Origin of the sequence: Flavobacterium mekongense, assembly GCF_047038255.1 — a bacterium.
GTDB lineage: Bacteria > Bacteroidota > Bacteroidia > Flavobacteriales > Flavobacteriaceae > Flavobacterium > Flavobacterium mekongense.
On the sequence record NZ_CP174374.1, the window covers coordinates 2,221,140 to 2,247,610 of the forward strand.

General features: G+C 37.5%; 24 protein-coding genes. 8 read left to right on the plus strand and 16 right to left on the minus strand.

The window, feature by feature from the left end:
• Positions 1–18 precede the first annotated feature (18 nt).
• Genes ACJG85_RS09485 through ACJG85_RS09495 form a run of 3 tightly spaced genes read right to left on the minus strand, consistent with a single transcriptional unit; the run spans position 19 to position 3,137 of the window.
• Positions 19–783, minus strand: a complete 765-nt coding sequence (locus tag ACJG85_RS09485) for a TIGR02757 family protein (protein WP_412476278.1) — start codon at positions 781–783, stop codon at positions 19–21.
• Positions 776–2,473 (minus strand): LIC_10190 family membrane protein, encoded by a 1,698-nt coding sequence (locus ACJG85_RS09490; protein WP_412476279.1) that lies wholly within the window; start codon positions 2,471–2,473, stop codon positions 776–778. The genes ACJG85_RS09485 and ACJG85_RS09490 overlap by 8 nt, the downstream gene beginning before the upstream one ends.
• A 4-nt stretch (positions 2,474–2,477) precedes the next feature.
• A complete protein-coding gene (locus ACJG85_RS09495) occupies positions 2,478–3,137 on the minus strand; it encodes an ABC transporter ATP-binding protein (protein WP_412476280.1) in 660 nt (219 codons plus the stop codon).
• 149 nt (positions 3,138–3,286) lie between these two features.
• On the opposite strand from ACJG85_RS09495, the gene folE reads away from it, so the two are divergent.
• Positions 3,287–3,955: a GTP cyclohydrolase I FolE gene (gene folE, locus ACJG85_RS09500; protein WP_412476281.1), complete on the plus strand. Its 669-nt coding sequence runs from the start codon at positions 3,287–3,289 to the stop codon at positions 3,953–3,955.
• 47 nt (positions 3,956–4,002) lie between these two features.
• On the opposite strand, the gene ACJG85_RS09505 is transcribed toward folE, so the two are convergent.
• From ACJG85_RS09505 to ACJG85_RS09525, 5 genes are all read right to left on the minus strand, one after another.
• Positions 4,003–4,323 carry a DUF6787 family protein gene (locus tag ACJG85_RS09505; protein WP_409680650.1) on the minus strand — a complete coding sequence of 107 codons (321 nt, stop codon included), beginning with the start codon at positions 4,321–4,323 and terminating at the stop codon, positions 4,003–4,005.
• Between the two features lie 27 nt (positions 4,324–4,350).
• The gene (locus ACJG85_RS09510; protein WP_409680652.1) at positions 4,351–4,779 is read right to left on the minus strand and encodes a DUF6146 family protein; all 429 of its coding nucleotides are present in this window, start codon (positions 4,777–4,779) and stop codon (positions 4,351–4,353) included.
• A gap of 99 nt (positions 4,780–4,878) precedes the next feature.
• Positions 4,879–5,841 (minus strand): D-2-hydroxyacid dehydrogenase, encoded by a 963-nt coding sequence (locus ACJG85_RS09515; protein ID WP_412476282.1) that lies wholly within the window; start codon positions 5,839–5,841, stop codon positions 4,879–4,881.
• Between the two features lie 124 nt (positions 5,842–5,965).
• Positions 5,966–7,060, minus strand: coding sequence for a 3-phosphoserine/phosphohydroxythreonine transaminase (serC, locus tag ACJG85_RS09520; RefSeq protein ID WP_412476283.1), 1,095 nt, complete (start codon positions 7,058–7,060; stop codon positions 5,966–5,968).
• Between the two features lie 133 nt (positions 7,061–7,193).
• Positions 7,194–8,252: an acyl-CoA reductase gene (locus ACJG85_RS09525; protein WP_412476284.1), complete on the minus strand. Its 1,059-nt coding sequence runs from the start codon at positions 8,250–8,252 to the stop codon at positions 7,194–7,196.
• A 153-nt stretch (positions 8,253–8,405) separates the two neighbouring features.
• Here ACJG85_RS09525 and ACJG85_RS09530 point away from each other — a divergent pair, with 153 nt between their 5' ends.
• Positions 8,406–8,756 carry a 4Fe-4S dicluster domain-containing protein gene (locus ACJG85_RS09530; protein WP_409680661.1) on the plus strand — a complete coding sequence of 117 codons (351 nt, stop codon included), beginning with the start codon at positions 8,406–8,408 and terminating at the stop codon, positions 8,754–8,756.
• Between the two features lie 39 nt (positions 8,757–8,795).
• Here the strand turns inward: ACJG85_RS09530 and ACJG85_RS09535 are convergent, their stop codons facing one another.
• The gene (locus ACJG85_RS09535) at positions 8,796–11,291 is read right to left on the minus strand and encodes a TonB-dependent receptor plug domain-containing protein (RefSeq protein WP_412476285.1); all 2,496 of its coding nucleotides are present in this window, start codon (positions 11,289–11,291) and stop codon (positions 8,796–8,798) included.
• A 153-nt stretch (positions 11,292–11,444) separates the two neighbouring features.
• Between ACJG85_RS09535 and ACJG85_RS09540 the strand changes: the two genes are divergently transcribed.
• The 6 genes from ACJG85_RS09540 to ACJG85_RS09565 all read left to right on the plus strand — a co-directional run bounded on the left by ACJG85_RS09540 (position 11,445) and on the right by ACJG85_RS09565 (position 21,422).
• Positions 11,445–12,611: a hypothetical protein gene (locus tag ACJG85_RS09540; protein WP_409680874.1), complete on the plus strand. Its 1,167-nt coding sequence runs from the start codon at positions 11,445–11,447 to the stop codon at positions 12,609–12,611.
• Between the two features lie 73 nt (positions 12,612–12,684).
• Positions 12,685–13,779 carry a redox-regulated ATPase YchF gene (gene ychF / locus ACJG85_RS09545; protein ID WP_412476286.1) on the plus strand — a complete coding sequence of 365 codons (1,095 nt, stop codon included), beginning with the start codon at positions 12,685–12,687 and terminating at the stop codon, positions 13,777–13,779.
• A gap of 110 nt (positions 13,780–13,889) precedes the next feature.
• A complete protein-coding gene (locus tag ACJG85_RS09550; protein ID WP_409680880.1) occupies positions 13,890–15,032 on the plus strand; it encodes an FIST signal transduction protein in 1,143 nt (380 codons plus the stop codon).
• A 5-nt stretch (positions 15,033–15,037) separates the two neighbouring features.
• Positions 15,038–16,561: an ATP-binding protein gene (locus tag ACJG85_RS09555; RefSeq protein ID WP_409680883.1), complete on the plus strand. Its 1,524-nt coding sequence runs from the start codon at positions 15,038–15,040 to the stop codon at positions 16,559–16,561.
• A 135-nt stretch (positions 16,562–16,696) separates the two neighbouring features.
• Positions 16,697–18,550 carry a DNA topoisomerase IV subunit B gene (locus tag ACJG85_RS09560; RefSeq protein WP_409680886.1) on the plus strand — a complete coding sequence of 618 codons (1,854 nt, stop codon included), beginning with the start codon at positions 16,697–16,699 and terminating at the stop codon, positions 18,548–18,550.
• Positions 18,551–18,704: 154 nt separating this feature from the next.
• Positions 18,705–21,422 (plus strand): DNA gyrase/topoisomerase IV subunit A, encoded by a 2,718-nt coding sequence (locus tag ACJG85_RS09565; protein WP_409680889.1) that lies wholly within the window; start codon positions 18,705–18,707, stop codon positions 21,420–21,422.
• 154 nt (positions 21,423–21,576) lie between these two features.
• On the opposite strand, the gene ACJG85_RS09570 is transcribed toward ACJG85_RS09565, so the two are convergent.
• From ACJG85_RS09570 to ACJG85_RS09600, 7 genes are all read right to left on the minus strand, one after another.
• Positions 21,577–23,220 carry a PAS domain-containing protein gene (locus tag ACJG85_RS09570; RefSeq protein ID WP_412463917.1) on the minus strand — a complete coding sequence of 548 codons (1,644 nt, stop codon included), beginning with the start codon at positions 23,218–23,220 and terminating at the stop codon, positions 21,577–21,579.
• Positions 23,221–23,395: 175 nt separating this feature from the next.
• Positions 23,396–24,169 (minus strand): TerC family protein, encoded by a 774-nt coding sequence (locus ACJG85_RS09575; protein ID WP_409680898.1) that lies wholly within the window; start codon positions 24,167–24,169, stop codon positions 23,396–23,398.
• 34 nt (positions 24,170–24,203) lie between these two features.
• Positions 24,204–24,575 carry a DNA topoisomerase IV gene (locus tag ACJG85_RS09580; protein ID WP_409680901.1) on the minus strand — a complete coding sequence of 124 codons (372 nt, stop codon included), beginning with the start codon at positions 24,573–24,575 and terminating at the stop codon, positions 24,204–24,206.
• A 45-nt stretch (positions 24,576–24,620) separates the two neighbouring features.
• Positions 24,621–24,854 carry a DUF6095 family protein gene (locus tag ACJG85_RS09585; RefSeq protein WP_412463919.1) on the minus strand — a complete coding sequence of 78 codons (234 nt, stop codon included), beginning with the start codon at positions 24,852–24,854 and terminating at the stop codon, positions 24,621–24,623.
• 4 nt (positions 24,855–24,858) lie between these two features.
• The gene (locus ACJG85_RS09590) at positions 24,859–25,326 is read right to left on the minus strand and encodes a hypothetical protein (protein WP_409680907.1); all 468 of its coding nucleotides are present in this window, start codon (positions 25,324–25,326) and stop codon (positions 24,859–24,861) included.
• Between the two features lie 21 nt (positions 25,327–25,347).
• A complete protein-coding gene (locus tag ACJG85_RS09595; RefSeq protein ID WP_412476287.1) occupies positions 25,348–25,779 on the minus strand; it encodes a hypothetical protein in 432 nt (143 codons plus the stop codon).
• A 4-nt stretch (positions 25,780–25,783) separates the two neighbouring features.
• Positions 25,784–26,470 (minus strand): hypothetical protein, encoded by a 687-nt coding sequence (locus ACJG85_RS09600; RefSeq protein ID WP_409680912.1) that lies wholly within the window; start codon positions 26,468–26,470, stop codon positions 25,784–25,786.
• Position 26,471 lies beyond the last annotated feature (1 nt).

Sequence of the window (26,471 nt, forward strand, 5' to 3'; positions counted from 1 at the left end):
CGGAATTGAAAATAAACCTTAAAAGCCTTCGAAAACACCCAAGCCGAACAAAGCAAAATCATATTTCACCGGATCGATTGGGTCCAGTACCCGCAAGGAGGAATCTAACTCCGCTAAAGCCTTGCCGTCATTTTGTTTGCGGGTGAGTAATCCCAATTTTCGGGCGACATTACCCGAATGTACATCGAGCGGACAAGATAAAACGGATGTTGGAATCTCAGACCACAATCCAAAATCAACACCATTGTTGTCTTTTCTAACCATCCATCGCAAAAACATATTGATTCTTTTGGCTGCAGAACCATGTGTCGGATCTGAAATATGCTTGGTGGTTCGAGGCAAATGCGACACAGTGAAGAATTGTTTTTTGAAAGTCGCAATAGCATTTTGCATAGAATCACCTTCCTGATGTTGGGTAAAAAAATGTTCTAAACCACCGTGATTCTGATACATTTGCTGCAAAGCGATGACAAAAGTTTTAAAATCGACACCGTTAAAAGTTCGGTGGACAAATGTTTCCAGGTTTTCTAAGTGATGCTCTTCATGATTCATGACGAAGTCGTAAGGCGAATTGCCCATTAAATCCATCATTCGATTGGCATTATTGATAATCATTTTGCGATTGCCCCAAGCAATGGTAGCCGTAAGAAAGGCGGCTGTTTCTATATCTTCTTTTAAGGTAAATTGATGCGGAATCTGAATTGGATCGCTTTCAATGAATTTAGGATTGTTGTAAAGCGCTACTTTCTCGTCTAAAAAATCTTTGAGTTCTGATTTAGTCATGACCGTTTACTTTTTGTGCTCTAAAGCCTTGGCTTAAAGTTTGTCCGCGAAATTGCGGAATAACGTGAAAATAGGTCTCAAAATAGTCGAGTTGCTCTTTATTTACAGTGGGTAAGTGACCGTTTCCGGTTATCCAGAAAATGGTGGTTTTTTGAGGAGCATAATAATCCAAATTACCTTTGTTTTCTCGGGTATAAGTCAGATTGTTTTTGCTGTTAGGTTTTGGAAAAATAAGGCTCTCTGTAGTAAAAGTGTTGTTTTTACTCAACATTTGATTGTTGGTGATACTGCCAAATGTTAACGGAATGAAAAGCACCACCGTACAGCCAAGTAATGACATGCCAATTAGTACAAGGATGATTTTTTCTTTCGTGAACCAAACGGCTGCCAACAGTAATCCGAAGAATAGGGTGAAATAAACATAAAAACGGTACTGCGGTGAACTGAAGGCCAGTAAAATGAGAAGTGAAACAAAAACCATATAAATATCACGCAAGCCTTGTTTACTGTAATGTTTGGAAATGATAAAAGGAATAATCACCAATAATGCTACAGTTGTATATCCGATTATGCTATCTATTCCGCTTAACCAAAAATAGTGTCTTACAACATTCGCAAAAGTAGTTTGGGATAAACTACCATAAGGCATGTAAAACGAATGCATCATATCGGGACTGAAGAAATAAGCCATTATCTCTTTTGGCACAATATAATCTATATCCGAATAAGGCAAGAAAGTCATGGGGAATAGCGGATAACCGGTAAGTATGATGTTCTTCACCACAAAGAGCAATAGGACTAAACCACCCAATAAACTAATAGACAAAACTTGGTTTTTGATTTGATTACGATATTTCAGTAAAATTATTATAGGTAATAGTAAAAGTACTAAAGCTGTAATTTTAATATAAACGGCAAAAATCAATAGGACACTGATTAGTTTGAATTTTTGGGCAATGTTCTCTGAAATGTCAGTGTAAATTGAAAACACTAAAAAAGCAATGGCATAAACCGCTAAATCAGGTGATGGCGCATTGACAAATTGAAACAAAAAAAGATAACTCAAAGGCAACAACCCAAAAACCAAATCCATTTTTCTTTGACTTCCCAAATAGGAGTGAAGTCGTTGAAAACTCCAAAAGTTTATTATTAACAGCAAAAAGCCATTCAAGTCGTTGAAGTCATCGTAAACAAACGATAGCGAATAGACGCTTTGTGCTATATGCCAACCACTGGTTTGCCCGAAAAACAAATGCAAATTGGCCAAACCGGGAACAAAACCATATTCGTTGAGCCATTTAATGGTTTGGATGTAATAGGTTTCGTTATCAATTATAAATGGTGTAGTTGCGGATTGTGCCAGTATTAAAATACTGCTAAGTGAAAAAAGTATTTTTAGCGTAAACGAAAAAAATCGAATAGACTTTACTGTAGTTTTCCACATCGCGATCCAATCAAATCTAAAACAATAACCTGAAATTAAAGTGATGGTGCTTAGAAAAACAGTAAAACCTAAGTCTATCGGTGCAAAAATGGCCCAAATACTGGCCAGTAAGGTTACTGCAAACAATCCAAGAGTGATAGTAACAGTAATGTTGCGCACCGGAATGCCCAATAGCTTTGCAAAGCTTATTCCCAAACTTGAAGCCGTAACAAAAACATACAACCAACTCAGCAGAATAAGCGCCATAATATCAAACGATTAAGCCATCTTTCATTACTAATTTTCGGTCGGCCATATTCGCTAAATCTTCGTTATGAGTAACAATCACAAAGGTTTGTCCGAATTCATCACGCAGTTTAAAAAACAATTGGTGCAAATTCTCGGCTGAAGCAGTGTCTAAATTCCCTGAAGGTTCATCGGCATAGATTACTGCAGGTTTGTTTATCAAAGCTCGAGCTACAGCAACTCTTTGTTGTTCGCCTCCGGAGAGTTCGTTGGGTTTGTGGTGACTTCTTTCGGCTAAACCCAAATAAGCCAATAATTTTTTCGCTTCAGTCTCGGTAGCGGTTTTTTCTTTACCGGCTATGTAGGCCGGAATGCAAACATTTTCCAAAGCGGTAAATTCCGGCAATAATTGGTGAAATTGGAAGATAAAACCCAAATGTAAATTTCTAAACTTAGAAATGTCTTTATCATTCATTTTCAATACATTTTCACCATTTATTTCAAGTGAAGTATTATCTTCTTTGAAAGCATTGTCTAAGGTTCCTAAAATTTGTAACAAGGTTGTTTTTCCGGCACCGGAAGCCCCAACAATAGACACTATTTCTCCTTTTTTAATGTGCAGGTCAACTCCTTTCAGTACATGCAAATTATCGTAATATTTATGGATGTTTTTGGCCGTAATCATCAAATGAATTTTTCACAAAGTAACAAAGTATTTTGCTTATTAAACTTTGTATTGATTTTTTTTATCGTTGAATAAGTAATAAAGTTATGTTAATTGATTTTTTCTGTTTAATCATTTTGTACATTTGTTGAACAAAATAATTAATTCTTATGAACACTACCATTGAAAAAGAATTATTTGAACTGATAGGCGACAATCATCAAATGACTTCTGCAGACACACCGCTTCGGCCTGATGCTTTTGAAAAGTCAGACGAAGAAAAGAAAAAGGTCATAGAACATCACTTCTATCAAATTATGGAAGAAATGGGTTTAGATATGACAGACGACAGTTTGAGAGGAACGCCTCATCGTGTTGCCAAAATGTTTATTGATGAAATATTTTCGGGTTTAAATCCCGCCAACAAACCAAAAATATCTGTTTTTGATAACTCATATCAATATGATAAAATGTTGGTGGAAGCCGATATTAGTTTTAATTCTACTTGTGAACACCACTTTTTACCTATTATCGGTAAAGCACACATTGGATACGTTTCCAGCGGAAAAGTAATTGGTTTGTCAAAATTGAATCGTATCGTAGATTATTACGCCCGTCGTCCGCAAGTACAAGAACGATTGATTATGCAAATTTTTAATGAATTAAAAACCGTTTTAGATACTGAAAGTGTAATTGTAGTAATGGAAGCCAAGCATTTGTGTGTTTCCAGCAGGGGTATTGAAGATGAGAGCAGTTACACTTCAACCATACAATATGGAGGTATTTTTAATGATAAAGAAAACCGAAATGATTTCTTCAATTTAATAAGAGAGAAATAGATTTTTAGTTAATTAAGTATTTTTTGGGTAAAAAATCCTGAGTAGTATTACTCGGGATTTTTTTTATCTGAAAATAAAAAACCCAATCCCATACTTTTGAGCATCTTTTTTTCAAAAGCCCAAAAGAAAGTAAATTGTCCGAAAATAAATCCGTAACCCACTAACAATACCTGATAAATAGGGAAGATGAGTACAATGTAAAGCGGATAATAAATCCAGTTGGAAACTTCGCCTTTTACAATCCCGAAAAGTTGCAAAAAGGGTTTGGAAAGATAAGCGGCTGAAGAACCGGTTAAAGCAAATACAACAATAATGACAAATACTTGCCAATTCGAATTGATATTCCAGCGCTCTTTAAAACTTGCCATGAGGTAATTTTCTGTAAATATAAAGGATTATTGGCTGGGAACAAATCCGCCGCCGAGTCTTTGATTATAGCGATTTTGGAAATATACAAAGTAATTGTAAATCAAATAGTTTACTTCATATCCGTAGTGAATATTAGGTTGATAGTCAATTGGCATCATGTACAAATTAGGGTCAAAACTCAGAGGTTGAGAGACTCTTCTGTTCCATTCCGCTACATAGAATTGATTTTTGATTTCTAAAAAGCTCTCAGAATAAAAGCCTCTGGGTCTGGCTCTACCTACTAACCATGAACTGAATCCGGGATCAATAATGATAACCTCGTACTCTAAACTGTCATTAGCTATTTTAACCGTATCAGACACTTTGGCCGTTGCTGTAGTATCAGCGACAGTTTTTGAGCTATTGCAACCCATAATAATAAGTAGGAGGACAACAACGTAAATTAAAGTTCTCATAGACTCAATTTTCTATAAAATTAAGCATAATCATTGAAAAAAATGTTGCTGAGATGTTAAAATAGCAAAGCCGTACTTTTTGTACGGCTTTGTTAAACTTTATACTTTCTCAGATTGGAGCAGACTAATAATTTGCTCGGCCAATTCTGTTCCTATTCGATCCTGAGCTTCTAAAGTTGCCGCCCCGATATGCGGCGTCAATGAAATTTTCGGATGCATCAAAATCTGAATTTCCGGAGTTGGTTCTTTTTCAAACACATCCAAACCGGCAAACAATACTTTTTCGCTATCTAAAGCTTCCACCAAAGCCACTTCATCAATCACACCACCACGAGCACAGTTCACTATGCCAACGCCATTTTTCATCATCGCTAATTCTTCTTTTCCAATCACGTAACCTTCCTGAGCCGGAACGTGAAGCGTGATGAAATCAGCGTGTTTGAATACTTCCTCTAAAGGTTCGGTTTCAAATTCTACATTGATGAATTGACCGTTGTAAAAATCTACTCTAACCTCGGCTTTGTCTACAAATTTATCGGCGGCAATCACTTTCATACCCAATCCTAAAGCCATTTTAGCTACGGCTTGTCCTATTCGTCCAAAACCAATAATGCCTAATGTTTTACCACGTAGCTCAATACCATTAGCATAGGCTTTTTTCAAACCTTCAAAGTTAGAATCGCCTTCCAAAGGCATATTTCTATTGGCATCGTGTAAAAAACGAACACCGGTAAACAAATGTGCAAATACCAATTCCGCCACACTTTCCGAGGAAGAAGCCGGTGTATTAATTACATGTAGGCCTTTGCTTCTGGCGTAAGCTACATCTATATTGTCCATACCAACACCGCCGCGACCAATAATTTTTAATCCCGGACAAGCATCAATAATGTCTTTTCTCACTTTAGTAGCACTTCGTACTAACAATACCGAAACATCGTTGGCATTGATATAATTGGCCACTTGTTCTTGTGCCACTTTAGTAGTAATCACTTCAAATCCGCCTTTTTCTAAAGCTTTGATACCGCTTTTTGAAATTCCGTCGTTGGCTAATACTTTCATTTACTGTAATTTGTAATTCGTAATTTATAATTCATAATTTTTCAGAAGCTGTTTCCCGCTTTCCGTTCCAATCTTTTTGTTTTAAAAAAAACAAAAAGGATTTCCGCTCCAATCGGGGCTAGGGCTATTGTGCTAACTGCGACTCGTTGCTGTAAACCGACTCAAATTCTTGCATCACCTCAACCAAAGCCTGCACGCTTTCCAGCGGTAACGCATTGTACATAGAGGCTCTGTATCCGCCTACAGAACGATGTCCGGTAATACCCGAAATACCGGCTGCTTTCCACATTTTGTCAAACGATTCCTGAAGTTCCGGATTTACCAATAGGAAAGTGGCATTCATAAAACTTCTGTCAGCTACAGCAGCCGTTCCTTTAAACATGGAGTTTCTATCAATTTCACTATACAGCAAATGGGCTTTGGCTTCGTTAATTTTTTCAATGGCAGCAATACCACCTTGTTTTTTCAACCACTGCAGGGTTAGCAAACAAGTATAAACGGCAAATACAGAAGGCGTATTGTACATGCTTTCTGCTTTGATGTGTTTTTGATAATCTAAGATACTTGGAATGACACGACCGGTTTTGCCTAAGATTTCTTCTTTAACAACTACCAGTGTAGCACCCGCAGCACCCATATTTTTCTGCGCTCCGGCATAAATCAAATCAAATTGAGAAAAATCTGATGTGCGTGAAAAAATATCCGAACTCATATCGCAAACCACCGGAATAGTCGTTTTAGGAAACGATTTCATTTGGGTTCCGAATATGGTATTGTTGCTGGTGCAGTGAAAATAATCCGCGTCAGTCGGGATACTAAAATCTTTTGGTATGTGATTGTAATTTTGTGCTGCAGAAGAAGCTACAACAACCGTTTCTCCAAACAATTTGGCTTCTTTAATGGCGTTGTTCGCCCAAGTTCCGGTATCCAAATAAGCGGCTTTGCCATTCGTTTTCATCAAATTGTAAGGTACCATTAAGAATTCCAAGCTCGCACCGCCTTGCAAAAATAAGGCCTGATAGCCTTTGCCTTCCAATCCTAAAAGTTCCAAAACCAAAGCTCTCGCTTCTTCCATAACGGCTACGAAATCTTTACTGCGATGTGAAATTTCCAAAATAGACAAACCTGATTGGTTGAAATCCAAAATGGCTTGAGCCGATTTTTCAAAAACTTCTTGTGGTAATATGCACGGTCCGGCGCTGTAGTTGTGTTTTTTCATAATAGTATTTCCAAAAAATTAAAGTGCAAATTTCGGAAATAGGTCTAAAATAAGCGGTTAGAATTCCGCAATAATAAGGCTATGTTATTAACGAAATCGTTTTAGTTTATAATATTTATTGTGAATTTTACAATCAAATTTGCAACAAAAACTGTAGTGTATCTACATTATCCGCATAATCCCAAAGTTCCGGTTGCTGGGTTTTACCAAATGGGATACTGTTAGGTGTTAACCCATTGGAAACCACACACTGAATTTGCTCTTTATCGTTTTCCAATCTCAGCTTTACCTGTTCTAAATCATCGTAGTATTCATAAAAAACCGAGGATATAGGCGAGGTATAGCTGCTGTCTTCTTTCAAAGTCAAGAAGTCATTGTCGAGTAATTTAAAATTACTCATCAGGAAAACAGCTTTGTTGTAGTCGTAGTTATTGGAATATTTCTCGTAAAAAATAACGTCTTTGTATTCGTATATGGCTTTAAAAAAAGACTGAAAATCGTAGTCTTTCGGCACAAAAAGTTTGGAAACGTTGCGACAACCTAAACCATAGTATCGGAAAATATCTTCGCCTAAACGCACTAAATCTTCATGGCTTTCTTTCCCGGTTAACAGCGCCACTGAATTGCGGTTTTTGCGAATGATACTCGGTTTGTCTTTAAAATAGAATTCGAAATAACGGGCTGTATTGTTGCTTCCGGTAGCGATTACGGCATCAAAATTTTCCAGTTTCCCATCAGTAAAAGTGATATAGTTTTCCATTTCCGGTGACACAGTTACCAAATATTGGGCTAAAAATTTAATCAAATGTTGGTCGTTAGAAGAAGTTTTAACCAACACTTTATGTCCGGATAGCAATACCGAAAGGAAATCGTGAAAACCCACGAGCGGAATGTTTCCGGCTAAAATCAACCCTACAGTTTTTGGTTGTATGGTCGAGAAATTGTATCGTGACAACCAAGCATTCAAATTATCTTCCGTCAAGGCTTTGGCCCAAGATTGTATAGCATGATACACTTGCTCCGGTGTAAACCAACCGTTATGTGATTGGGATAATTGAATCAAATCCACAAACGCATCGAAGTACAAATCGTTGTGCAATACGCCTTCTTTTTTTTGATTTTGGTCTACATTAAATTGACTCAAAAACTGACCTAATGCGATAAAACAATTTTTTTTCTCGATTTGTAACATGAGTAACTTGTTTATGAATGGTTTTGATTGTAATTTTGCGCAAAATTAGTGAAAAAAATGAGTTTCGAGTTGCGGGTTTCGAGTTAATAAATTAGCCCTAAAACTAAATGATGCATCCGAAACCCTGAATCATAAACTCCAAACTATTAAAAAATGGCTATCATAATAACAGACGAATGTATTAACTGCGGGGCTTGTGAACCGGAATGTCCGAATACCGCAATTTATGAAGGTGCCGATGATTGGCGCTATAAAGACGGTACCAAGTTAAGAGGTAAAGTCATTTTGCCTGACGGTACAGAAGTTGATGCCGATGCACCACAAACACCTATATCCGATGATATTTATTATATAGTACCCGGAAAATGTACCGAGTGTAAAGGTTTTCATGAAGAACCCCAATGTGCCGCGGTTTGTCCGGTTGATTGCTGTGTTCCTGATGACAATCACGTAGAAAGTGAAGAGACTTTATTGAATCGTCAATCTTTCTTGCATAACGAATAAAAAAAATCCTGGGTTTAAACCCAGGATTTTTTTTGATTTTTAGAATTTGAAATTCATACGAGCGTAATAAAAAGCGCCTCCGAATCCCATTTGTACCGCATCCCAATAGCCACCGGCTTCAACCCAGTCGTCTTGTTGATCAGGATATACATTGAATAGGTTGTTGCTTCCAACAATCAATTTGGTGTTTTTAGACAAATTAAAGCCAAGTGTTAAGTCGGTTACAATTTTTACACCATAAGTATCGGTAGCCGCTTTGATTTGGTTGGCGAACGAACCGTAATCGGCTACATCTTCATACATTTGGTAATCCAACAATTTTACTTCGCTGAAACGGGTGAAGGCCAAACCGGCGTCAAACCATTTGCGCGCATAATTCAAATTCAAACTAAACTTATTGTCCGGTGCCGAGGCTAAAAGAAATGCTTTTTCTCTCTCTCCGAAGAAAGTTTGCTCATCCAAAGTGCCGTTGTTTACCGCATCCACTTTCATATTGTTGATGTTACCAACTAAAGTAGCACCAAAAGAATTATCGCCGATTTTTTTCTTCCAAGCAATTACCACATCCAATCCTGTTGTTTTGGTATCAACGCCATTCACAAAGAATTGGGCTTGATCTACACCAATGTTCAAAGCCGAAGCATCAAAATAGCCTGTCAATACAATTCTGTCTTTTACATTTACCATATAACCATCGATGGTTGCAGTAAAATCTCCGTAACTGGCAGTAAAACCTAACGAGCCGTTGATGGCTTTTTCCTCATTGAGTTTGCCAATGCCAAAAGCTTGGGTAACCGGACTGTTGTTTGGCGACAACAATATCTCAGAAGCACCGGTAGAGGAGAAGTTAGTGAATCTTAAGTTATAGTAAATCTGCGCCAAAGAAGGTGCTCTAAAGCCTGAACTGATAGAACCTCTAAAGTTAACATTACCGCCTGTTTTTAATCGGGCTGCAATTTTTCCGTTCAATGTACTTCCAAAGTCGCTGTAGTTCTCAAAGCGTAAAGCAGAAGATACCATAAAATTATCACTCACATCCAACTCGCCATCAGCATATAAAGAAACATTGGAACGACTTCTGTTCACTACATTATCCGGACTGTATCCGGGAAACCCTTGTGAACCGCCCGGTCTTGGATCGCCGGTATTTGGATCGGTTGGGATGGTTTGGTTTAAAGGATCAGTGATAGGTTGACCGTTTACATCATACGTGGCATATGAACCTTCTTCACCGGCAAATATGGTGAACTGTTCTGTGCGGTATTCGGCACCAAAGGCCAAGTTAAAACCGTTTAAAATGCTATCGTAGTTTTTAGATAAATCCAAGTTTACCGTATTCTGACTTAAAGTATGGCCACCTGCATCAAACTCGGTAGGTGAAGCTTCTTCCAATGATGCATTCAAGGTACCTTTGATGAAATAATGGAAGCTGTTTTTACCAAAAGTATTGCTAATATCAACATTCCAGCCGCCGGCAGTTTTGGTTCTGAATCCCGCAGCAATGGAATGATCTATAATTAAAGAGGTTATTCTTGGCGTGAACCCATTTGGGTAAATATCGGTCACAATTCTTGGAGACGGATTGTTTCGGGTAAACGCATAAGCATCGGTGTTTCTAAAATTTCTTCCACCAAAAGCGTAGAATTTAGTTTTGTCGGAAACCGGTATAGCTGCATTTACAAAGAAGTTAAAGCCTTCGATAGCCGCTTCTCCAAAACCTCTTCTGAAATCAAAACCCGGACGTAAGGTTTTGTCTTTGTTAATGTACTCGGCGGTAAAGTTCGCAAACCCTCCGTTATCACCAATTTTAGTTCCGTAATTGGTGGTTACTTTGATGGAATTCCCGTCAAAACTTCTGCCGTCGGCTAACTTATTGCCATCGGCATTGGTGTCTAAAAAGTTGTCTCCGGTGTTAGGTGTGCCTGCCGGGAAATTGCCGTCAGCTTTGGTACTGTAAGCACCATAACTAATGGTTCCCGTTAACTCATCAACATTGTCGTTTAACACAATATTGATTACTCCGGCAATGGCATCGGAACCGTACTGAGCAGCTGCACCGTCTCGCAATATCTCTATTCTTTTGATGGCGCTGGCAGGAATTGCATTTAAGTCGGTTCCCGTATTCCCGCGACCACGAGTACCAAATAAGTTAATCAGAGAAGATTGATGCCTTCTTTTGCCGTTGATTAAAACCAAGGTTTGATCGGGCCCCATTCCTCTTAGCGTCGCCGGGTCAACATGGTCTGCGCCATCTGATCCCGATTGTTTGTTGGCATTAAACGAAGGTGCTGCATATTGTAATAATTCATTGATTTCCAGTTTACCGCTTTGCGTGGTAACGCTTTTAACATCAATAATGTCAATTGGAACCGCCGAATTCACTACCGTTCTTTTAGAATTTCGTGAACCTACAATTTTAATTTCCTGAAGTTGATTCACTTTTGTCGAGTCATTTGAGGTCGTGCCGCTCTGTTTCTCTTGCGCTGCTAAATACCCAAACTGTAGTGAAAATAATAAAACAGTAATTTTTTTCATAAGTAGTTGGTTAGGAGTTAATGCTTGCAAGTTACTCTTTTTGGAAGCTATTTTAACATATGTTATAAAAGTATTTCAACAAATTAACTAACATTTAAAGGTTTTTTCAAAATAAACTAAATTTGATTAAATTTGTTCAAACCCAATCTTAAAATGAAACATTGTTACCTGCTTTTTTTGCTGATCTTTGGTTGGATGGTTTCGGCACAAAATGTTGAAATAGCAATTGTATTGAAAGACGCCGATACCAATCTGCCGGTAGAAGATGCGACTGTGTATGTTTTGAAAACAAAGCAGTCGCTGTTGAGTAATAGCGAGGGTAAAGTGACATTTCTTTTGAATGGTTCTTCCAATATTCAGGTTACCCATTCTTCTTACGCTAAAATCACTGTTCGTTCGTCAGCCTTACTCAAAACAGATAATGTTATCTATTTGAAAAGAACCGTGAACGATTTGGACGAAATTATTGTAACCAAACAGCATCCGCAGAAGATATTGAAGAATTTGGTAGAGAATTCAATAAAAAGATTAACAGTGCCAGCTCGGTTAAAAGTCTATTCCAGAGAGTTTTTTAAAATGGATGGGAATTATACGTATTACAACGATGGATTAATGAATTTTCAGCTTTACGGAAAAGACAAGAATTTTAAAAGCAATATTTTAGTTGAGCAAAACCGTTCTTTCGGATTGGTTTACGATCAAATCAATAATGATGTTTTGGGATACAATCTCAATGATATTATGGAGAATTACTATAATTTTAAATACTTAGGTCCGATTATGGATACCGGTGCGAAAAAAAAATATGACTATGTGATAAAGTCGTTTTCTGCCAACCAAGATTACAATGTGATGATAGTGACTCCAGTTGATAACACATCAGCTTTGCGCGACGATTTCAAAATCATTTACGATTGGAAAAAGAAAATCATCATAGAAATCAATACTACTGTTTCTCCCACAACTTTATCTAATGTAAAAGAGAAAAAAGCCGTTGGTTCCAAAAATATTTACAAGTCGGTCTTTAAAGCGATTTACCGTTTTGAGGGTGAAAATTATTATTTAGTTAGTTCAAAAGAAGAAATTGGTTTTGAGAGAGTTGATAAAAATAAAACTACTGATATTGAAGTGAGAAATTATTTTGTAACCACGAATTTCAGCAATCAAAATTACAGTTATAAAGAGAGTGAAGTTTTTAAAGACAAAACATTATACAACAAGAAAAACACCATTCTTTCATCCTATTGGGACATATCGGGTTTGGCTACCACTGAAGAAGAACAAGCCATCATCAACCAACTGCAAGATCGAACGCCATAAGCTGAGATTGTGCTTTGTTACTTGGTTTTAATCCTTTATATTTGCGCACTTTTTAAAACCAATTTGAAACACAATGAAAGCAGGAATTGTAGGATTACCTAATGTGGGAAAATCAACTTTATTTAATTGTTTGTCTAATGCTAAGGCACAAAGTGCAAACTTTCCCTTTTGTACCATCGAACCTAATATTGGAGTGGTAAACGTTCCTGATCCTCGTATCAATAAATTGGAAGAATTGGTTAAGCCGGAGCGTGTCCAAATGGCTACTGTTGATATAGTTGACATCGCGGGCTTAGTAAAAGGCGCCAGTAAAGGCGAAGGTTTAGGGAATCAATTCTTGGCCAACATCAGAGAGTGTAACGCCATCATACATGTGTTGCGCTGTTTTGATAACGATAACATTGTTCACGTTGACGGTAGTGTCAATCCTATACGCGATAAAGAAACCATTGATATAGAGTTACAATTAAAAGACTTGGAAACGGTTGAAAAACGCCTGGAAAAAGTTAACCGTGCCGCTAAAACCGGTAATAAAGAAGCACAAGTAGAAAAAGCCTTGTTGGATCGAATTCGTGAAGCGCTTTTACAAGCTAAATCAGCAAGAACGGTTGTACCTCAAAATCACGAGGAAGAAGCTTTAATGGAAGATTTTCAATTAATTACCACCAAACCGGTGTTGTATGTTTGCAATGTTAACGAAGAAGCAGCCGCTACCGGAAATGCTTACGTTGACCAAGTGCGTGAGTTGGTAAAAGATGAAAATGCTGAAGTAATCGTATTAGCCGTTGGTACCGAAGCGGATATCACTGAATTAGAAACCTATGAAGAGCGTCAGATGTTTTTAGAAGATTTAGGTTTGACGGAGCCCGGAAGTTCAGTTTTAATCCGCGCGGCTTATAAATTATTAAAACTGCAAACCTATTTTACCGCGGGTGTAAAAGAAGTTCGTGCATGGACTATTAATGTTGGTGATACCGCGCCTAAAGCTGCCGGAGTTATTCATACTGATTTTGAAAAAGGGTTTATCCGTGCCGAAGTTATTGCATTTGAGGATTTTGCACATTATGGTTCAGAGGCCAAGGTAAAAGAAGCCGGTAAACTCAGAGTTGAAGGAAAAGACTACATAGTTAAAGACGGAGATGTAATGCATTTCCGATTTAATGTATAGTAAATCGACTTTAAATAAAGTAATAGAAAGGCTACTAATGAATTTTAGTAGCTTTTTTTTTGTTATTAAAAAAAAATCCGTTACTTTATGTTGCCTTAAGTCGACATACTATGAAACTTCAACAACTTACTATCAACCAAAACCGTGAGGAAACACTGCTCTTTTCTTCGGACGGTTTTGATCAAGAGCAATGTAATCTCGTTCTTGCTTTTGGAGAGAGAACTTTCTTAGAAAGTACCAAACCCTATGAAACCCTCAGAAAACGATATCCTAACGGAAGTATCGTGATTTGTTCTACCTCCGGTCAAATTGCCGTCAGTGGCTTAGTCGAAAATCAATTAGTCGTCACCGCTTTAGCCTTCGAAAAAACGGCCATAAAGACAGTTCAAGCAGATATTCAACTGGATAGTGATGTTCAATCTTTGGGGAATACTATCAAATCTGAATTGTTTTCCCATGATTTGAAATCAATATTGGTTATTTCTGAAGGAAGTTTTGTTAACGGAACAGAATTAATTAACGAATTAATCAATCAAACGGATAAAAACATTCCTATATTCGGTGGTTTAGCTGGCGATGAATATCATTTCGAAAAAACTATAGTCGGTTTAAACGCCGATGCCACGCAAGGTAAAATTGTAGCCATTGGCTTTTACGGAGATAACATCCACTTTGGTTTTGCTTCCGAAGGCGGTTGGAGTGATTTCGGACCGGAGCGCGAAGTTACCCAATCTGATAAAAATGTGCTTTATAAAATCGGAGACCGATTTGCGTTAGATATTTACAAAGAATATTTAGGAAAATATGCCGATGAGTTACCGGGATCTTCATTGTATTTTCCACTTTCTATGAAGGAAGATGGACATTCTAAACCGGTGGTCAGAACCATACTTTCCATCGACGAAAAGAATAAATCCATGACCTTTGCGGGAAATATACCTGAAGGATCAACCGTTCGGCTCATGAAAGGCAACTTCGATAAGTTAGTAGATGCTTCTTATCAAGCAGCAACGCGAATTAGAGACAACCAAACCCAAACCCCGCAATTGGCCTTATTGGTGAGTTGTGTAGGGCGAAAAATTGTTTTGGGCAACAGAACCGAAGAAGAAATTGAGGCAGTTAAAGAGGTTTTTGGTAAAAATCTATTGGTTTGCGGCTTTTATTCCTATGGTGAAATTTCTCCGACTTTAAGTAATGTCGCCTGCGAATTACACAATCAAACCATGACTATTTCTACCCTATACGAATCATAGTACTCATGGATAAAACTACTATTCACAGACAACTACAGCGGCAAATCAGCAAATACCTGCCGGAGGATTTGGTATCTCATCATCCTGAACTTCAAAAGTTTATTGAAGTGGTTAATTTATCCTATCTGAATTATGAGAAAGATGCCGAATTATTTGAACAATCTACTCGTTTGAATGATATTGAATACTCTGAAGTAAACAAAAAATTAAAGGCAGAATTATTCAAGAAAGAAGAGATACATCAAAAATTAGTTTATGCCATCAACCAACTCAACGATAAGAAGGTTAAAGTTGGGGAAGAAGACAATCTTATAGAGTTGCTCAATATTTTAAATCAGGAAATTGATTCAAAAAAAGAGTATCAACGACAATTGTATTTAGCCAAATCCCACGCTGAAAAGGCCAACGAAGCCAAATCCGATTTTCTTTCGGTAATGAGTCATGAAATCAGAACACCACTCAATGCTATTATTGGTCTGATTTACATCATGGAGAAGGAAAACACCTTATCGAGTTTTCAGGAAAATATAGAGGTATTGAAGTATTCGGCACAAAATTTATACTTGTTGATTAACAATATCCTTGATTTCAGCAAAATTGAAGCCGGTAAAGTTGAACTCGAGAACATTCCGTTCGATTTGCATGAGTTAATCCAACAAATCGCCAAATCACTTCAAATTAAAGCCGAAGAAAATAATGATACAATAGTCATCGAAATCGATAAAAATTTCAAGGGTAATATTTTCAGTGATCCTTTGAGAATTGGGCAAATATTAACCAATTTGATTTCGAATGCCATTAAGTTTACCCGCGAAGGCACTATTAAAGTCAAGGTGACCCAATTAGAACAAGACCAATACCATTCTAAATTTAAAGTTGAAGTGATTGACAGCGGTATCGGTATTGCCATTGATAAATTCCAGCAAATTTTTGAAAAATTTGAACAGGCTGAAAATACTACTACACGTAAGTTCGGCGGTACCGGATTAGGATTGGTAATTTCAAAAAAACTTTTGCAACTACTGGATTCCGATATCGAATTGGAAAGCGAAGTAGGGAAAGGATCAAATTTCAGCTTTGTATTGAGTGTTCCATATTTGTCGGATCACAGTAATGTAAACAATGACATTCTTTATCATGACTACATCGAAGAAAACTTAGATGGTTTGCGTGTGCTTTTGGTAGAAGATAATCTGATTAATGTAAAAGTAGCCGAAAAAATTCTTTCCCAATGGAACGTTCAGGTTGATGTGGCCTTGAACGGATTGATAGCCACCCAAATGTATGAATCCGGAAAGTACGACATTATTTTAATGGACTTAGCCATGCCGGTTATGGATGGTTATGAGGCCACTATCAATATCCGTTTTCGAGACATTACAGTTCCTATTATAGCTTTAACCGCCTCAGCTTCTTATGGTTACTTGGAAAAAGCCATGTTAATTGGTATCAACGAGTACATTTTAAAACCTTTTAATCCTAAAGAACTCAATTTAAAGTTGAGAAAACACTTCAAAGCTTCGGTTTAAAATTAGTTTTCAGGGTTAGTTTATGAGTTGGCTTTTTGTTAAAATTTGTCAATATCATTCTTAATAACTTTGATAAATATCATTTCAAAAATCAGGCGAATTCCACTATATTAGCGGAAAATCGTTATTTTTAAAATGGCCGAACAAAATCAATATACCGAAGACAATATCCGTTCACTCGATTGGAAAGAACACATCCGAATGCGTCCCGGAATGTACATCGGAAAGCTCGGCGACGGTTCTTCGCCCGATGACGGAATTTACATCTTACTCAAGGAAGTAATAGATAACTGTATCGACGAGTTCGTAATGGGCGCCGGTAAAGTGATTGAAGTGACCATCAAGGACAAAATGGTTACCGTACGCGATTACGGTCGCGGTATTCCACTTGGCAAAGTCGTTGATGTAGTGTCTAAAATGAACACCGGTGGAAAGTATGATTCCAAAGCCTTCAAGAAATCGGTAGGTTTAAACGGAGTGGGTACCAAAGCGGTTAATGCTTTGTCCAATTATTTCCGAGTGGAATCGGTTCGTGACAATCAGCAAAAAGCTGCCGAATTCTCTGCCGGGAATTTAACCATAGAAGAAGACATTCAAGAAACCACGAAGCGGAAAGGAACCAAAGTGGCTTTCGTAGCCGATGACACCATTTTCAAAAACTACAAATACCGCAATGAGTATGTCATCCGCATGCTCAAAAATTACTGTTATCTCAACACCGGTTTAACCATTTATTACAATGGTGAAAAGTACTATTCTGACAATGGTTTGAAAGATTTGTTGGAAGAAACCATTGCGGAAGAAGACATGCAATATCCGATCATCCATTTGTTGGGCGACGATATCGAAGTGGCCATCACACACAGTAAATCGCAATATTCCGAAGAATACCATTCATTTGTTAACGGCCAAAATACCACGCAAGGCGGAACGCATTTAGGCGCTTTCCGTGAAGCCATTGTAAAAACCATCAAAGAGTTTTACAACAAGAATTTTGAAGCCTCTGATATTCGAAAATCCATCGTTTCCGCTATTTCGGTCAAAGTAGAAGAACCGGTATTCGAATCGCAAACCAAAACCAAATTGGGTTCTACCGAAATTGGTCCGAATGGCCCGTCTGTGCGAACGTTTGTCAACGATTTTATCAAAACCAAATTAGACAACTTTTTACATAAAAATCCGGAGACTGCCGATTTGCTTTTACGCAAAATTCTCCAAGCCGAACGCGAGCGTAAAGAATTATCCGGTATTCGTAAACTGGCTAAAGAGCGCGCTAAAAAGGCGAGTTTGCACAACAAAAAACTCCGCGACTGTCGTGTGCATCTAACCGATGCCAAAAACCCGAGAAGCTTAGAAAGCACTTTGTTTATTACTGAGGGAGATTCGGCTTCTGGTTCCATTACCAAATCGCGTGATGTCAACACTCAAGCGGTTTTCAGTTTGCGCGGTAAACCGTTAAATTCGTATGGCATGACCAAAAAGATTGTCTACGAAAACGAAGAGTTCAACTTATTGCAGGCGGCTTTAGACATCGAAGAAGACATGGGCGATTTGCGCTACAACAATATTGTAATCGCTACCGATGCCGATGTCGATGGAATGCACATTCGCTTACTGTTGATTACTTTCTTTTTGCAATTCTTTCCTGAATTGATTAAAGACGGTCATTTGTATATTTTGCAAACGCCATTGTTCCGCGTGCGCAACAAAAAAGAAACCATTTATTGCTATTCCGAGCAAGAACGTATTGACGCCATCGAAAAACTCAAACCCAAACCGGAAATCACCCGATTCAAGGGATTAGGAGAAATTTCGCCGGACGAGTTCAAGCATTTCATCGGACAAGACATTCGTTTAGATCCGGTGATGTTGGACAAAGCCACATCGATTGAAACCTTACTCGAGTTTTATATGGGCAAAAACACCCCGGACCGACAAGATTTCATCATCAATAACTTGAAGGTGGAATTGGATGTGGTGGAAGAATAAGATTTTTAGATTCTGAGCGGCTGGGTAACTGAGTGGCTGAGCATGAAAAATAGGTTTAAATAAAATTAGTAGTGAATAAATAATTGCAGTTATAAAAGTATTGGATGTAGGTCAAACTTAGTAACTGAGAAACTTAGCTACTTAGCAACTTTATATGAAAGACGAAGAAGACGATATCATTCCCAACGAAGACGACAACGAAGCGTTGAACGAGTCAACTAACGATGAAAATGCTGATGAAGGTTTTGACGATGTCATTCGCCCTTCCACCGGCAGTCATTTTTATGAAAACGATGAAAATCCGGAAGATACCATTACCAAAGTAACCGGTATGTATAAGGATTGGTTCCTCGATTACGCTTCTTATGTAATTTTGGAACGCGCTGTTCCCGCCATAGAAGACGGTTTCAAACCCGTACAACGCCGTATCATGCACTCGATGAAAGAGTTGGATGACGGTCGTTATAACAAAGTGGCGAACATCGTTGGGCATACGATGCAATACCATCCTCACGGTGACGCGAGTATAGGTGATGCCATAGTGCAAATTGGGCAGAAGGATTTGCTCATCGATATGCAAGGAAACTGGGGAAATATCCTAACCGGTGACGGAGCGGCAGCTTCGCGTTACATTGAAGCGCGCATTTCCAAACTCGGACACGAAATTCTCTATTCACCTAAAATTACCACTTGGGGCGTTTCGTATGACGGTCGTAGGGCAGAACCGATCAACCTTCCGGTGAAATTTCCGTTGTTGTTGGCGCAAGGTGCTGAAGGAATCGCCGTTGGATTGTCAACCAAAGTATTGCCACACAACTTCAACGAACTCATCGATTGTTCGATTAAAGTCTTAAAAAACAAACCCTTTACGTTGTATCCCGATTTCCCGACAGCCGGTATAGCCGATGTGTCTAATTACAATGATGGTATGCGTGGCGGTCGTGTTAGAGTACGTGCTAAAATCAGTCAACTTGACAAACAAACCTTGGTGATTACCCAAATTCCGTTTTCAACCAATACTTCAACACTCATTGACAGTATATTGAAAGCCAATGAAAAAGGGAAAATCAAGATCAAAAAAATAGAAGACAATACCGCCGCTGAAGTGGAAATTGTAATTCACTTACCGCCGGGTGTTTCTCCCGATAAAACTATTGATGCTTTGTATGCGTTTACTGCTTGTGAAACATCGGTGGCACCTTTGGGTTGTGTGATTGAAAACCACAAACCACGCTTTATCGGGGTTTCTGATATGTTGAAAATTTCCACCCACAGAACAGTGGATTTACTCAAACGCGAGTTGGAAATTCAATTGGATGAACTCGAAAACAAATGGCATTTCTCGACTTTGGAAAAAATATTCATTCGAGAAGAAATGTACATCGACTTTAAGTTGTACTCCGACAGGGAATCGCTTTACGTGTACATGTACGACCGATTCAAACCTTTCGCCAAATCCTTTGTGCGCGAGATTAATGACGACGATTTGCAAAAGCTGACGCAAATTCCGATGATACGCATCACGCGTTTCGACTCGGACAAAGCGGATGACGCTATTGCTAAGTTGGAAGCCGAAATGGAGCAGGTAAAACATCATTTAGACCATATTATCGACTTTGCTATTGCTTACTTCCAAAACTTGAAAGACAAATTTGGTAAAGGCAGAGAACGCTTGACCGAGTTGCGAAACTTTGATACGATAGAAGCTACGAAAGTGGTTTTGAGAAACACCAAACTCTATGTGAATAGGGAAGAAGGCTTCTTCGGCACCGGATTGAAAAAAGACGAATATGTAGCCGATTGTTCTGATATAGATGATGTGATTGTATTTTTACGCGATGGTAAAATGATGGTGTCTAAGGTTGACGAAAAGAAATTCGTAGGCAAAGACATTATTCACATTGCGGTTTTCGATAAAAACGATAAGCGCACGATTTACAATATGATTTACCGTGATGGTAAAAACGGCTCGGCTTTTATCAAACGTTTCAACGTATCCGGAATTACTCGGGATAAGTTTTATGATTTAACACAAGAAAAAGCCGGAAGCCAAGTCTTATATTTTTCAGCCAATCCTAATGGCGAAGCCGAAACGGTAACGGTTTTACTTCGACAAATAGGCAGTGTAAAAAAACTGAAATGGGATTTGGATTTTTCTGATATCGCTATTAAAGGAAGAGCTTCACGAGGTAATACGGTGACCAAATATCCGATTAAGAAAATAGAGTTGAAGGAAAAAGGAATTTCTACGCTACGACCCCGTAAAGTATGGTTCGACGACACGGTACAGCGTTTAAATGTGGATGGACGAGGAGAATTGTTGGGTGAATTCCGTCCGAATGATCGCTTACTGATCATCAACCAAAACGGTAAACTGAAAACCATTATCCCTGAATTGACCACGCATTTTGAAGAAGGTATGATAGTGTTGGAAAAATGGCATCCTAAAAAACCAATTTCCGCCATTTATTACGATGGTGAAAAAGAACGCTACTTTGTTAAACGCTTTTTGGTGGAAAACGAGAACAAGGAAGAGACTTTTATTACCGAACACGAAAAATCACAATTAGAAATTGTATCCACCGATTGGCGTCCGGTAGCGGAAGTAGTTTTTGCTAAAGTTAAAGGTGTTCAAAAAGATACGATTACGGTCGATTTAGAACAATTTATTGCCGTTAAAGGGATTAAAGCACTTGGTAACCAATTGACAGCCGACAAATTAAAACAGATCAACTTACTCGAACCATTGCCGTTTGAAGAACCGGAAGAAGTTCAGCCGGAAGATATGGAAGTAAGCGGTGAAAGTAACCTAACCGAAGACATCCAAACAGAAACTGATGATGACGGACAGATTACTTTGAGTTTAGAATAAAAGAAACCCTGCGAAGCGGGGTTTTTTTACTGTATAGATTTTTGAGTCGGTGAAAATGAAATCAAAAAATCCCGTCCTAAAAGAGCGAGATTCTTTTGATTATTGAGTTTGATACAGGATTTACCCTATTTAGAAATTCGCAAAAAGGAATAATTTAATTAACGTTATCTTGAGCCGTCTTATTTACAATGTCGTGTATGATAGTATCGAGTTTGTTGGCAGATTCTCCAATGTATTCTACTAGTTTTTCATCAGTATAACCTATCTTATGGTTGTCTTTTAAGAGATTTATCAAACCCAATAAGTTGGCTAAAGGAGCACGAACTACATGTGATTGTGTCCAAGAGATGTCTCTTAATGCTTTGTCTTGCGACTCAATTTTGTTCATTTTCTCTAGGGATTCCGTTAAGTCAATCATAGCTCCAATGATACGAGTTACTTCACCCTCTGCATTTCGAATAAAAATACCTTTGTGTTGGATGTAGGCAATTTCTCCATTGGCTTTAACAAAGCGATAGTCGGCGTTGAAAAACTCTTTTTTAGAGTTCTTGATGGCTTTTTTTAAATCTTTTATCACCCTTTCGCTGTCGTCAGAATGGATATTTTTTAGCCATAAATTTTTATCGGCCATACCAGTTTCATAGCCAAACATAGTATTGAATCCTTCTCCAAAGAATATGGTATCATTTACATTATCCCAATCGATTATTGCCTCAACAGTGGCTTTGGCCAAGATTTTGAAACGTTCATTGCTTTCAATGATTTCTTGTTCGTGTAGTTTTCTTTTGGTTATATCAACGGCAATTCCTTCCAATCTTAAAGGAACATTGCTTTCATCTCTGATAAGATGTATCCTTTCTAAAATCCATTTGATTTTTCCGGAATCAGTCACGATTCTTTGTTCACTCTCGATGATTTCATTAATCCCGAAATTAGAAAAGGTATCCATGTTGAGTTTATGACGTTCCTCCGGATGAAAACGGTTTTTGATATTATCCAAAGTCAACTCAAAAGTTTTCGGGTTGGTTTCAAATATCTTGTGCATTTCGTGAGACCAAATGATTTCCGAAGTCTTCAAATCATTAGTCCAATAACCCATACTGGCAATTTCACAAGCCATTTTTAAACGAGTATTGGTTTCCAACAAGGCTTTTTGGGTATTCATTTCGGCTGTTACGTCAACAACAGAAGCCAATCGAGCTTTTTTGCCTTCAAAAGTTACCCAAGTAGTTTTGACTTTTACGTTGATGATGTCACCGTTTTTTTTCTGATGTCGCAATATGGTTGATAACGAACTGTCGGTAAACAAAGAGTAGGCCAGTAGCTCTTCAAACAAAGCCAAATCTTCTTTAGGACGGATATTTTTAAGCGTCATTGATAGATATTCATCATTTGTATAGCCATAGTGATTGCAAGCCGCTTCATTCACTAATATAAACTTTAGAGTATCTACATCAAAAATCCACATTGGTAAAGGACTGTGATTAAACAAGTCGATGTATTCTTGTTTGGACTGTTTGAATTGTTCCTCAGTAATCAATTTAAAATCAATAATTTGACGGTAATAATTGGATAATTTATTGATATTAAGCTTCATTAATACATGAAGTAAAACTGAAGTGATAAGGATAAAAGACAACCCTTTAAGGGTTTGAAACTTAGAAAGCATTTCAACATCTCTGAAAAGCAGTTCCAAAAAATAGTCTGATGTAAAAATATAAACTGCGCTTACAGCAGCATATATTAGTACAATTTTAAAAGATGAGAATCTTTTTAAGAATGTAATTTTTTTTTCCATTGGCCCCCGATTTACAATTAGCCATACCTCTATAACTAGGACAAAGGTATTGTATTTACCTGTTTATAAATATGATAATCGTCATAGAGTAACAATTATTTTACATATAGTTTTTATAGAGTGTACAAGTAAAAAACTCCCCTTTAAGGAGAGTTTTTGAAAAAAGTTAAAGCGTTTAAGATTTCTTTTTTCGCATCTTCATATTGATAAATTCCACTGCCAAGGAGAAAGCAATGGCGAAATACAAATATCCTTTAGGCACCACGCCTACATGTTGTCCGGCTAATTGCGCTTCTGACAAGTGCATACTTTCGGTAATCAACATAAATCCGATTAGGATTAAAAAAGCCAAACCTAAAACTTGAATAGATGGGTTGGCATTAACAAAGTTGCCTACCGGTACGGCAAATAACATCATTACACCTACAGAGATTATCACGGCAGCAATCATAATATACAAAGCACCGGTTACACCGTTGGTCATTCCCACTGCGGTTAAAATACTATCGATAGAGAAAATTAAATCAATTAATAAAATTTGCACAATCACACTTCCGAAAGATTTGGCAGCCGAAGTTTTTAAGTCTTTTTCTTCTTCACCTTTGTGATCTACTTTTTCGTGGATTTCTTTAGTGCTTTTATAAATCAGGAAGATACCACCTAATAATAAAATCAAAGCTTGTCCGGTAAAATTGGCACTAAACCAACCCCAATCAATACTGAAAAACGGTTCTTTCATGGCAATTAATAAGGTAATACCGAATAGTAAACCTATACGCATGAACATGGCCAAGAATAAACCAATTTGAGTGGCTTTTTTGCGATTTTCTACCGGTAATTTTCCGGTCACAATAGAGATAAAAATAATATTGTCAATACCTAATACAATTTCTAAAAAGGTTAAAGTTAAAAGCGCTACCCAAGCATCGGGATTTAAAAATACTTCCATGGTTTATAAGTTAAATTTTATCGTTTGTACGGGATTATTTGATTTTAGTTACAGTGCCGCGTTGTTTTTTGGCATCACCCACAAAGGAATAGTCAAAAGTATAACGGTTTCCTTCGGTTGACAGTATGGTCATGCTGATGGCTTTACGCTCGTTCATGGTTTTGGGGTGTAGTTTTTGCAACACAAACTCGCAATCGTTGACCCAACGCACCGATGCGGTATCAGTTTTTCCGTTAAAGGTTTCAATTTGTAAGTTTTCTGTACGGGTAAAAGTAGAGGTGTATTTTTTACCGTCAATTTCCTGAACAAATTCAAATGTTCCGGTTTTAAAATCGGTACATTTCCTTTCTTTTTCGGAGCAAGAAAACAATGTTAAAGCCAATAGTAATAATGGTATTCTTTTCATTTTTTTAGGTTCTGAAGTTTAATTTAAAAAAGAAACAATCCAATATTATTTTGGATTATTATCTTGAAACATAGCATCTGTAATGGCTTTTACACCTTTAAACATAAAATAAACCGCAAAACCACATAGAGTCATTCCTATTGCAAGAACTAACCAATGCCACACATTTTGCTTATTAATAAAAGCATTATACATTACACTAGGGCCAATAAACATTAAGGGCAAAGCGTAAAGCAAGTATTTAATACCTTTATCTAACAGGGTTTTATTGATCGCCATAAGCTTAAAATTTGAGTTGAAAACCCATACCGTTTCTATTAGAAACAAGATGAAGTTCCATAGTTGATTGAGAAGCTCCTAATTTACCGTTTTTATGGTCATTATTGTAAATTTGGGCAGCTTTTTCATAAAGCTTTTTTCTTCCGGAAAGTACCGGAATTGAGACTGCAATTGAGCCGACACCAACATAAGTCATGGTGCCGGGGTATTTTGTATCGGAAAATAATCCAACGGCTAAGTCACCAACAGTCAATCCGATGCCAAAACCTAATAAAAAACCACCAACGGCTTCTTTGGTTTTAGCTTCTTTATACAGTGAAGCCGATTCATAATTAGTATTCAACAATTGACGAGCCTCGCGGGTTTCCAATCGTTTTCCGTCAAGATAAAAACGACTGCCTTCCAAGGTCATAGTTTGGGAATAAGAGAGAAGTGTTAGTAGTAAACCTATAAGGGTAAGTAGTTTTTTCATAAAATAGAATTTAATATTGTTTTACAAAAAGAAACGAAAAAACAGGACTGCAATAGTGATTATTACTCCAGCAGTCATGATCAACATCAGGAAAAAGTCTTGTATTTTGTTGAAAGTTGTTACTTCCAATCTGCCATTTACTTCAAGGTAAGCAATTTGAATAGGATAAGGCAGTTTTTTATTGGGTTTGGTGGATGTTCCGAATTCATCTTTTACTTGTCGGCTATTTCCTTTGAGATCGGTGAAGTTTATCAAAGCATGATAATAAACTTGAATCTTATTGTGTGAATAACTTACTTCACTAACGTAATCCACAATATAAGCATTGGTTTTGATGCCATTCTTTCTTAAGGTGTCAATTTTATAATTATGGTAAAAACCAATGAAAGTGAAAACTAATCCAAGGGTAAGAATCAGGATAAAGTCTTTATTTTCAATAAATAATTCAACCATCAATTTACAATTTAGTCCAAGCAGAAAGTAATTTTTTTTCTGCAGTCAGTTTGCCAACAACTCGGTATTTTGATTTTATCAGTAAAGCAGATTCAGAAAACTTTTCTTTAACCACTTTAAAAGGACGTGCTCCACTGGAATGGATAAAAAAGTTGCCTTGATCAGATAAATGTAAAAAACCCGTATGATTGTCTAAGCCAACTACATAAATGCCATTGCCTTTTGCTTTTAAAGTTTGCTCAAATTCTTGGATGCTTTTGTTTGAAAACCTTTCGATATTGGACTCAGAAACCAAACTCTTAATCATTTGTTCCGAAGCGCATTGGGCTAATTTAACTCTATTAATATCAACGCCTAAGTCTCGTAAAGTGGTGGTAACAAAATAACCGCATGCTATACTACCTTTGTTGGGTATCTGTGTTGTTCCATTGAAGTCCCAATCGGTTCCGTACCAATAGGGAAATATTTTACCAGTCAGTTGATTGGTAAAGGCTTGAGCTATTTCTGACTGACTTTTGCCATTTAATTTTTTTCGAAGTTGTTGAATACTGTCAAGCGTTTTCGGATAATTATCCGGATTTAAATCTGATTCATAGGTTACTACCGAAGCCCGAGCAGTATTCCTATAGACATAATAGCCAATACCGGAGACTAACATCAGGAAAAGTAGTATTTGAATCGCTTTCTTCATT

Excerpts from the sequence above, each read along its gene's own strand:
- ACJG85_RS09490 (WP_412476279.1), bottom strand. The coding sequence starts at position 2,473 with ATGGCGCTTATTCTGCTGAGTTGGTTGTATGTTTTTGTTACGGCTTCA.
- ACJG85_RS09595 (WP_412476287.1), bottom strand. The coding sequence starts at position 25,779 with ATGGTTGAATTATTTATTGAAAATAAAGACTTTATCCTGATTCTTACC.
- ACJG85_RS09525 (WP_412476284.1), bottom strand. The coding sequence starts at position 8,252 with ATGTTACAAATCGAGAAAAAAAATTGTTTTATCGCATTAGGTCAGTTT.
- ACJG85_RS09580 (WP_409680901.1), bottom strand. The coding sequence starts at position 24,575 with ATGAAAAGAATACCATTATTACTATTGGCTTTAACATTGTTTTCTTGC.
- ACJG85_RS09570 (WP_412463917.1), bottom strand. The coding sequence starts at position 23,220 with ATGGAAAAAAAAATTACATTCTTAAAAAGATTCTCATCTTTTAAAATT.
- ACJG85_RS09530 (WP_409680661.1), top strand. The coding sequence starts at position 8,406 with ATGGCTATCATAATAACAGACGAATGTATTAACTGCGGGGCTTGTGAA.
- ACJG85_RS09485 (WP_412476278.1), bottom strand. The coding sequence starts at position 783 with ATGACTAAATCAGAACTCAAAGATTTTTTAGACGAGAAAGTAGCGCTT.
- ACJG85_RS09585 (WP_412463919.1), bottom strand. The coding sequence starts at position 24,854 with ATGGCGATCAATAAAACCCTGTTAGATAAAGGTATTAAATACTTGCTT.
- ACJG85_RS09590 (WP_409680907.1), bottom strand. The coding sequence starts at position 25,326 with ATGAAAAAACTACTTACCCTTATAGGTTTACTACTAACACTTCTCTCT.
- ACJG85_RS09600 (WP_409680912.1), bottom strand. The coding sequence starts at position 26,470 with ATGAAGAAAGCGATTCAAATACTACTTTTCCTGATGTTAGTCTCCGGT.
- ACJG85_RS09560 (WP_409680886.1), top strand. The coding sequence starts at position 16,697 with ATGGCCGAACAAAATCAATATACCGAAGACAATATCCGTTCACTCGAT.
- folE (WP_412476281.1), top strand. The coding sequence starts at position 3,287 with ATGAACACTACCATTGAAAAAGAATTATTTGAACTGATAGGCGACAAT.
- ACJG85_RS09505 (WP_409680650.1), bottom strand. The coding sequence starts at position 4,323 with ATGGCAAGTTTTAAAGAGCGCTGGAATATCAATTCGAATTGGCAAGTA.
- ACJG85_RS09535 (WP_412476285.1), bottom strand. The coding sequence starts at position 11,291 with ATGAAAAAAATTACTGTTTTATTATTTTCACTACAGTTTGGGTATTTA.
- ACJG85_RS09550 (WP_409680880.1), top strand. The coding sequence starts at position 13,890 with ATGAAACTTCAACAACTTACTATCAACCAAAACCGTGAGGAAACACTG.
- ACJG85_RS09495 (WP_412476280.1), bottom strand. The coding sequence starts at position 3,137 with ATGATTACGGCCAAAAACATCCATAAATATTACGATAATTTGCATGTA.
- ACJG85_RS09540 (WP_409680874.1), top strand. The coding sequence starts at position 11,445 with ATGAAACATTGTTACCTGCTTTTTTTGCTGATCTTTGGTTGGATGGTT.
- ACJG85_RS09575 (WP_409680898.1), bottom strand. The coding sequence starts at position 24,169 with ATGGAAGTATTTTTAAATCCCGATGCTTGGGTAGCGCTTTTAACTTTA.
- serC (WP_412476283.1), bottom strand. The coding sequence starts at position 7,060 with ATGAAAAAACACAACTACAGCGCCGGACCGTGCATATTACCACAAGAA.
- ACJG85_RS09510 (WP_409680652.1), bottom strand. The coding sequence starts at position 4,779 with ATGAGAACTTTAATTTACGTTGTTGTCCTCCTACTTATTATTATGGGT.
- ychF (WP_412476286.1), top strand. The coding sequence starts at position 12,685 with ATGAAAGCAGGAATTGTAGGATTACCTAATGTGGGAAAATCAACTTTA.
- ACJG85_RS09515 (WP_412476282.1), bottom strand. The coding sequence starts at position 5,841 with ATGAAAGTATTAGCCAACGACGGAATTTCAAAAAGCGGTATCAAAGCT.
- ACJG85_RS09565 (WP_409680889.1), top strand. The coding sequence starts at position 18,705 with ATGAAAGACGAAGAAGACGATATCATTCCCAACGAAGACGACAACGAA.
- ACJG85_RS09555 (WP_409680883.1), top strand. The coding sequence starts at position 15,038 with ATGGATAAAACTACTATTCACAGACAACTACAGCGGCAAATCAGCAAA.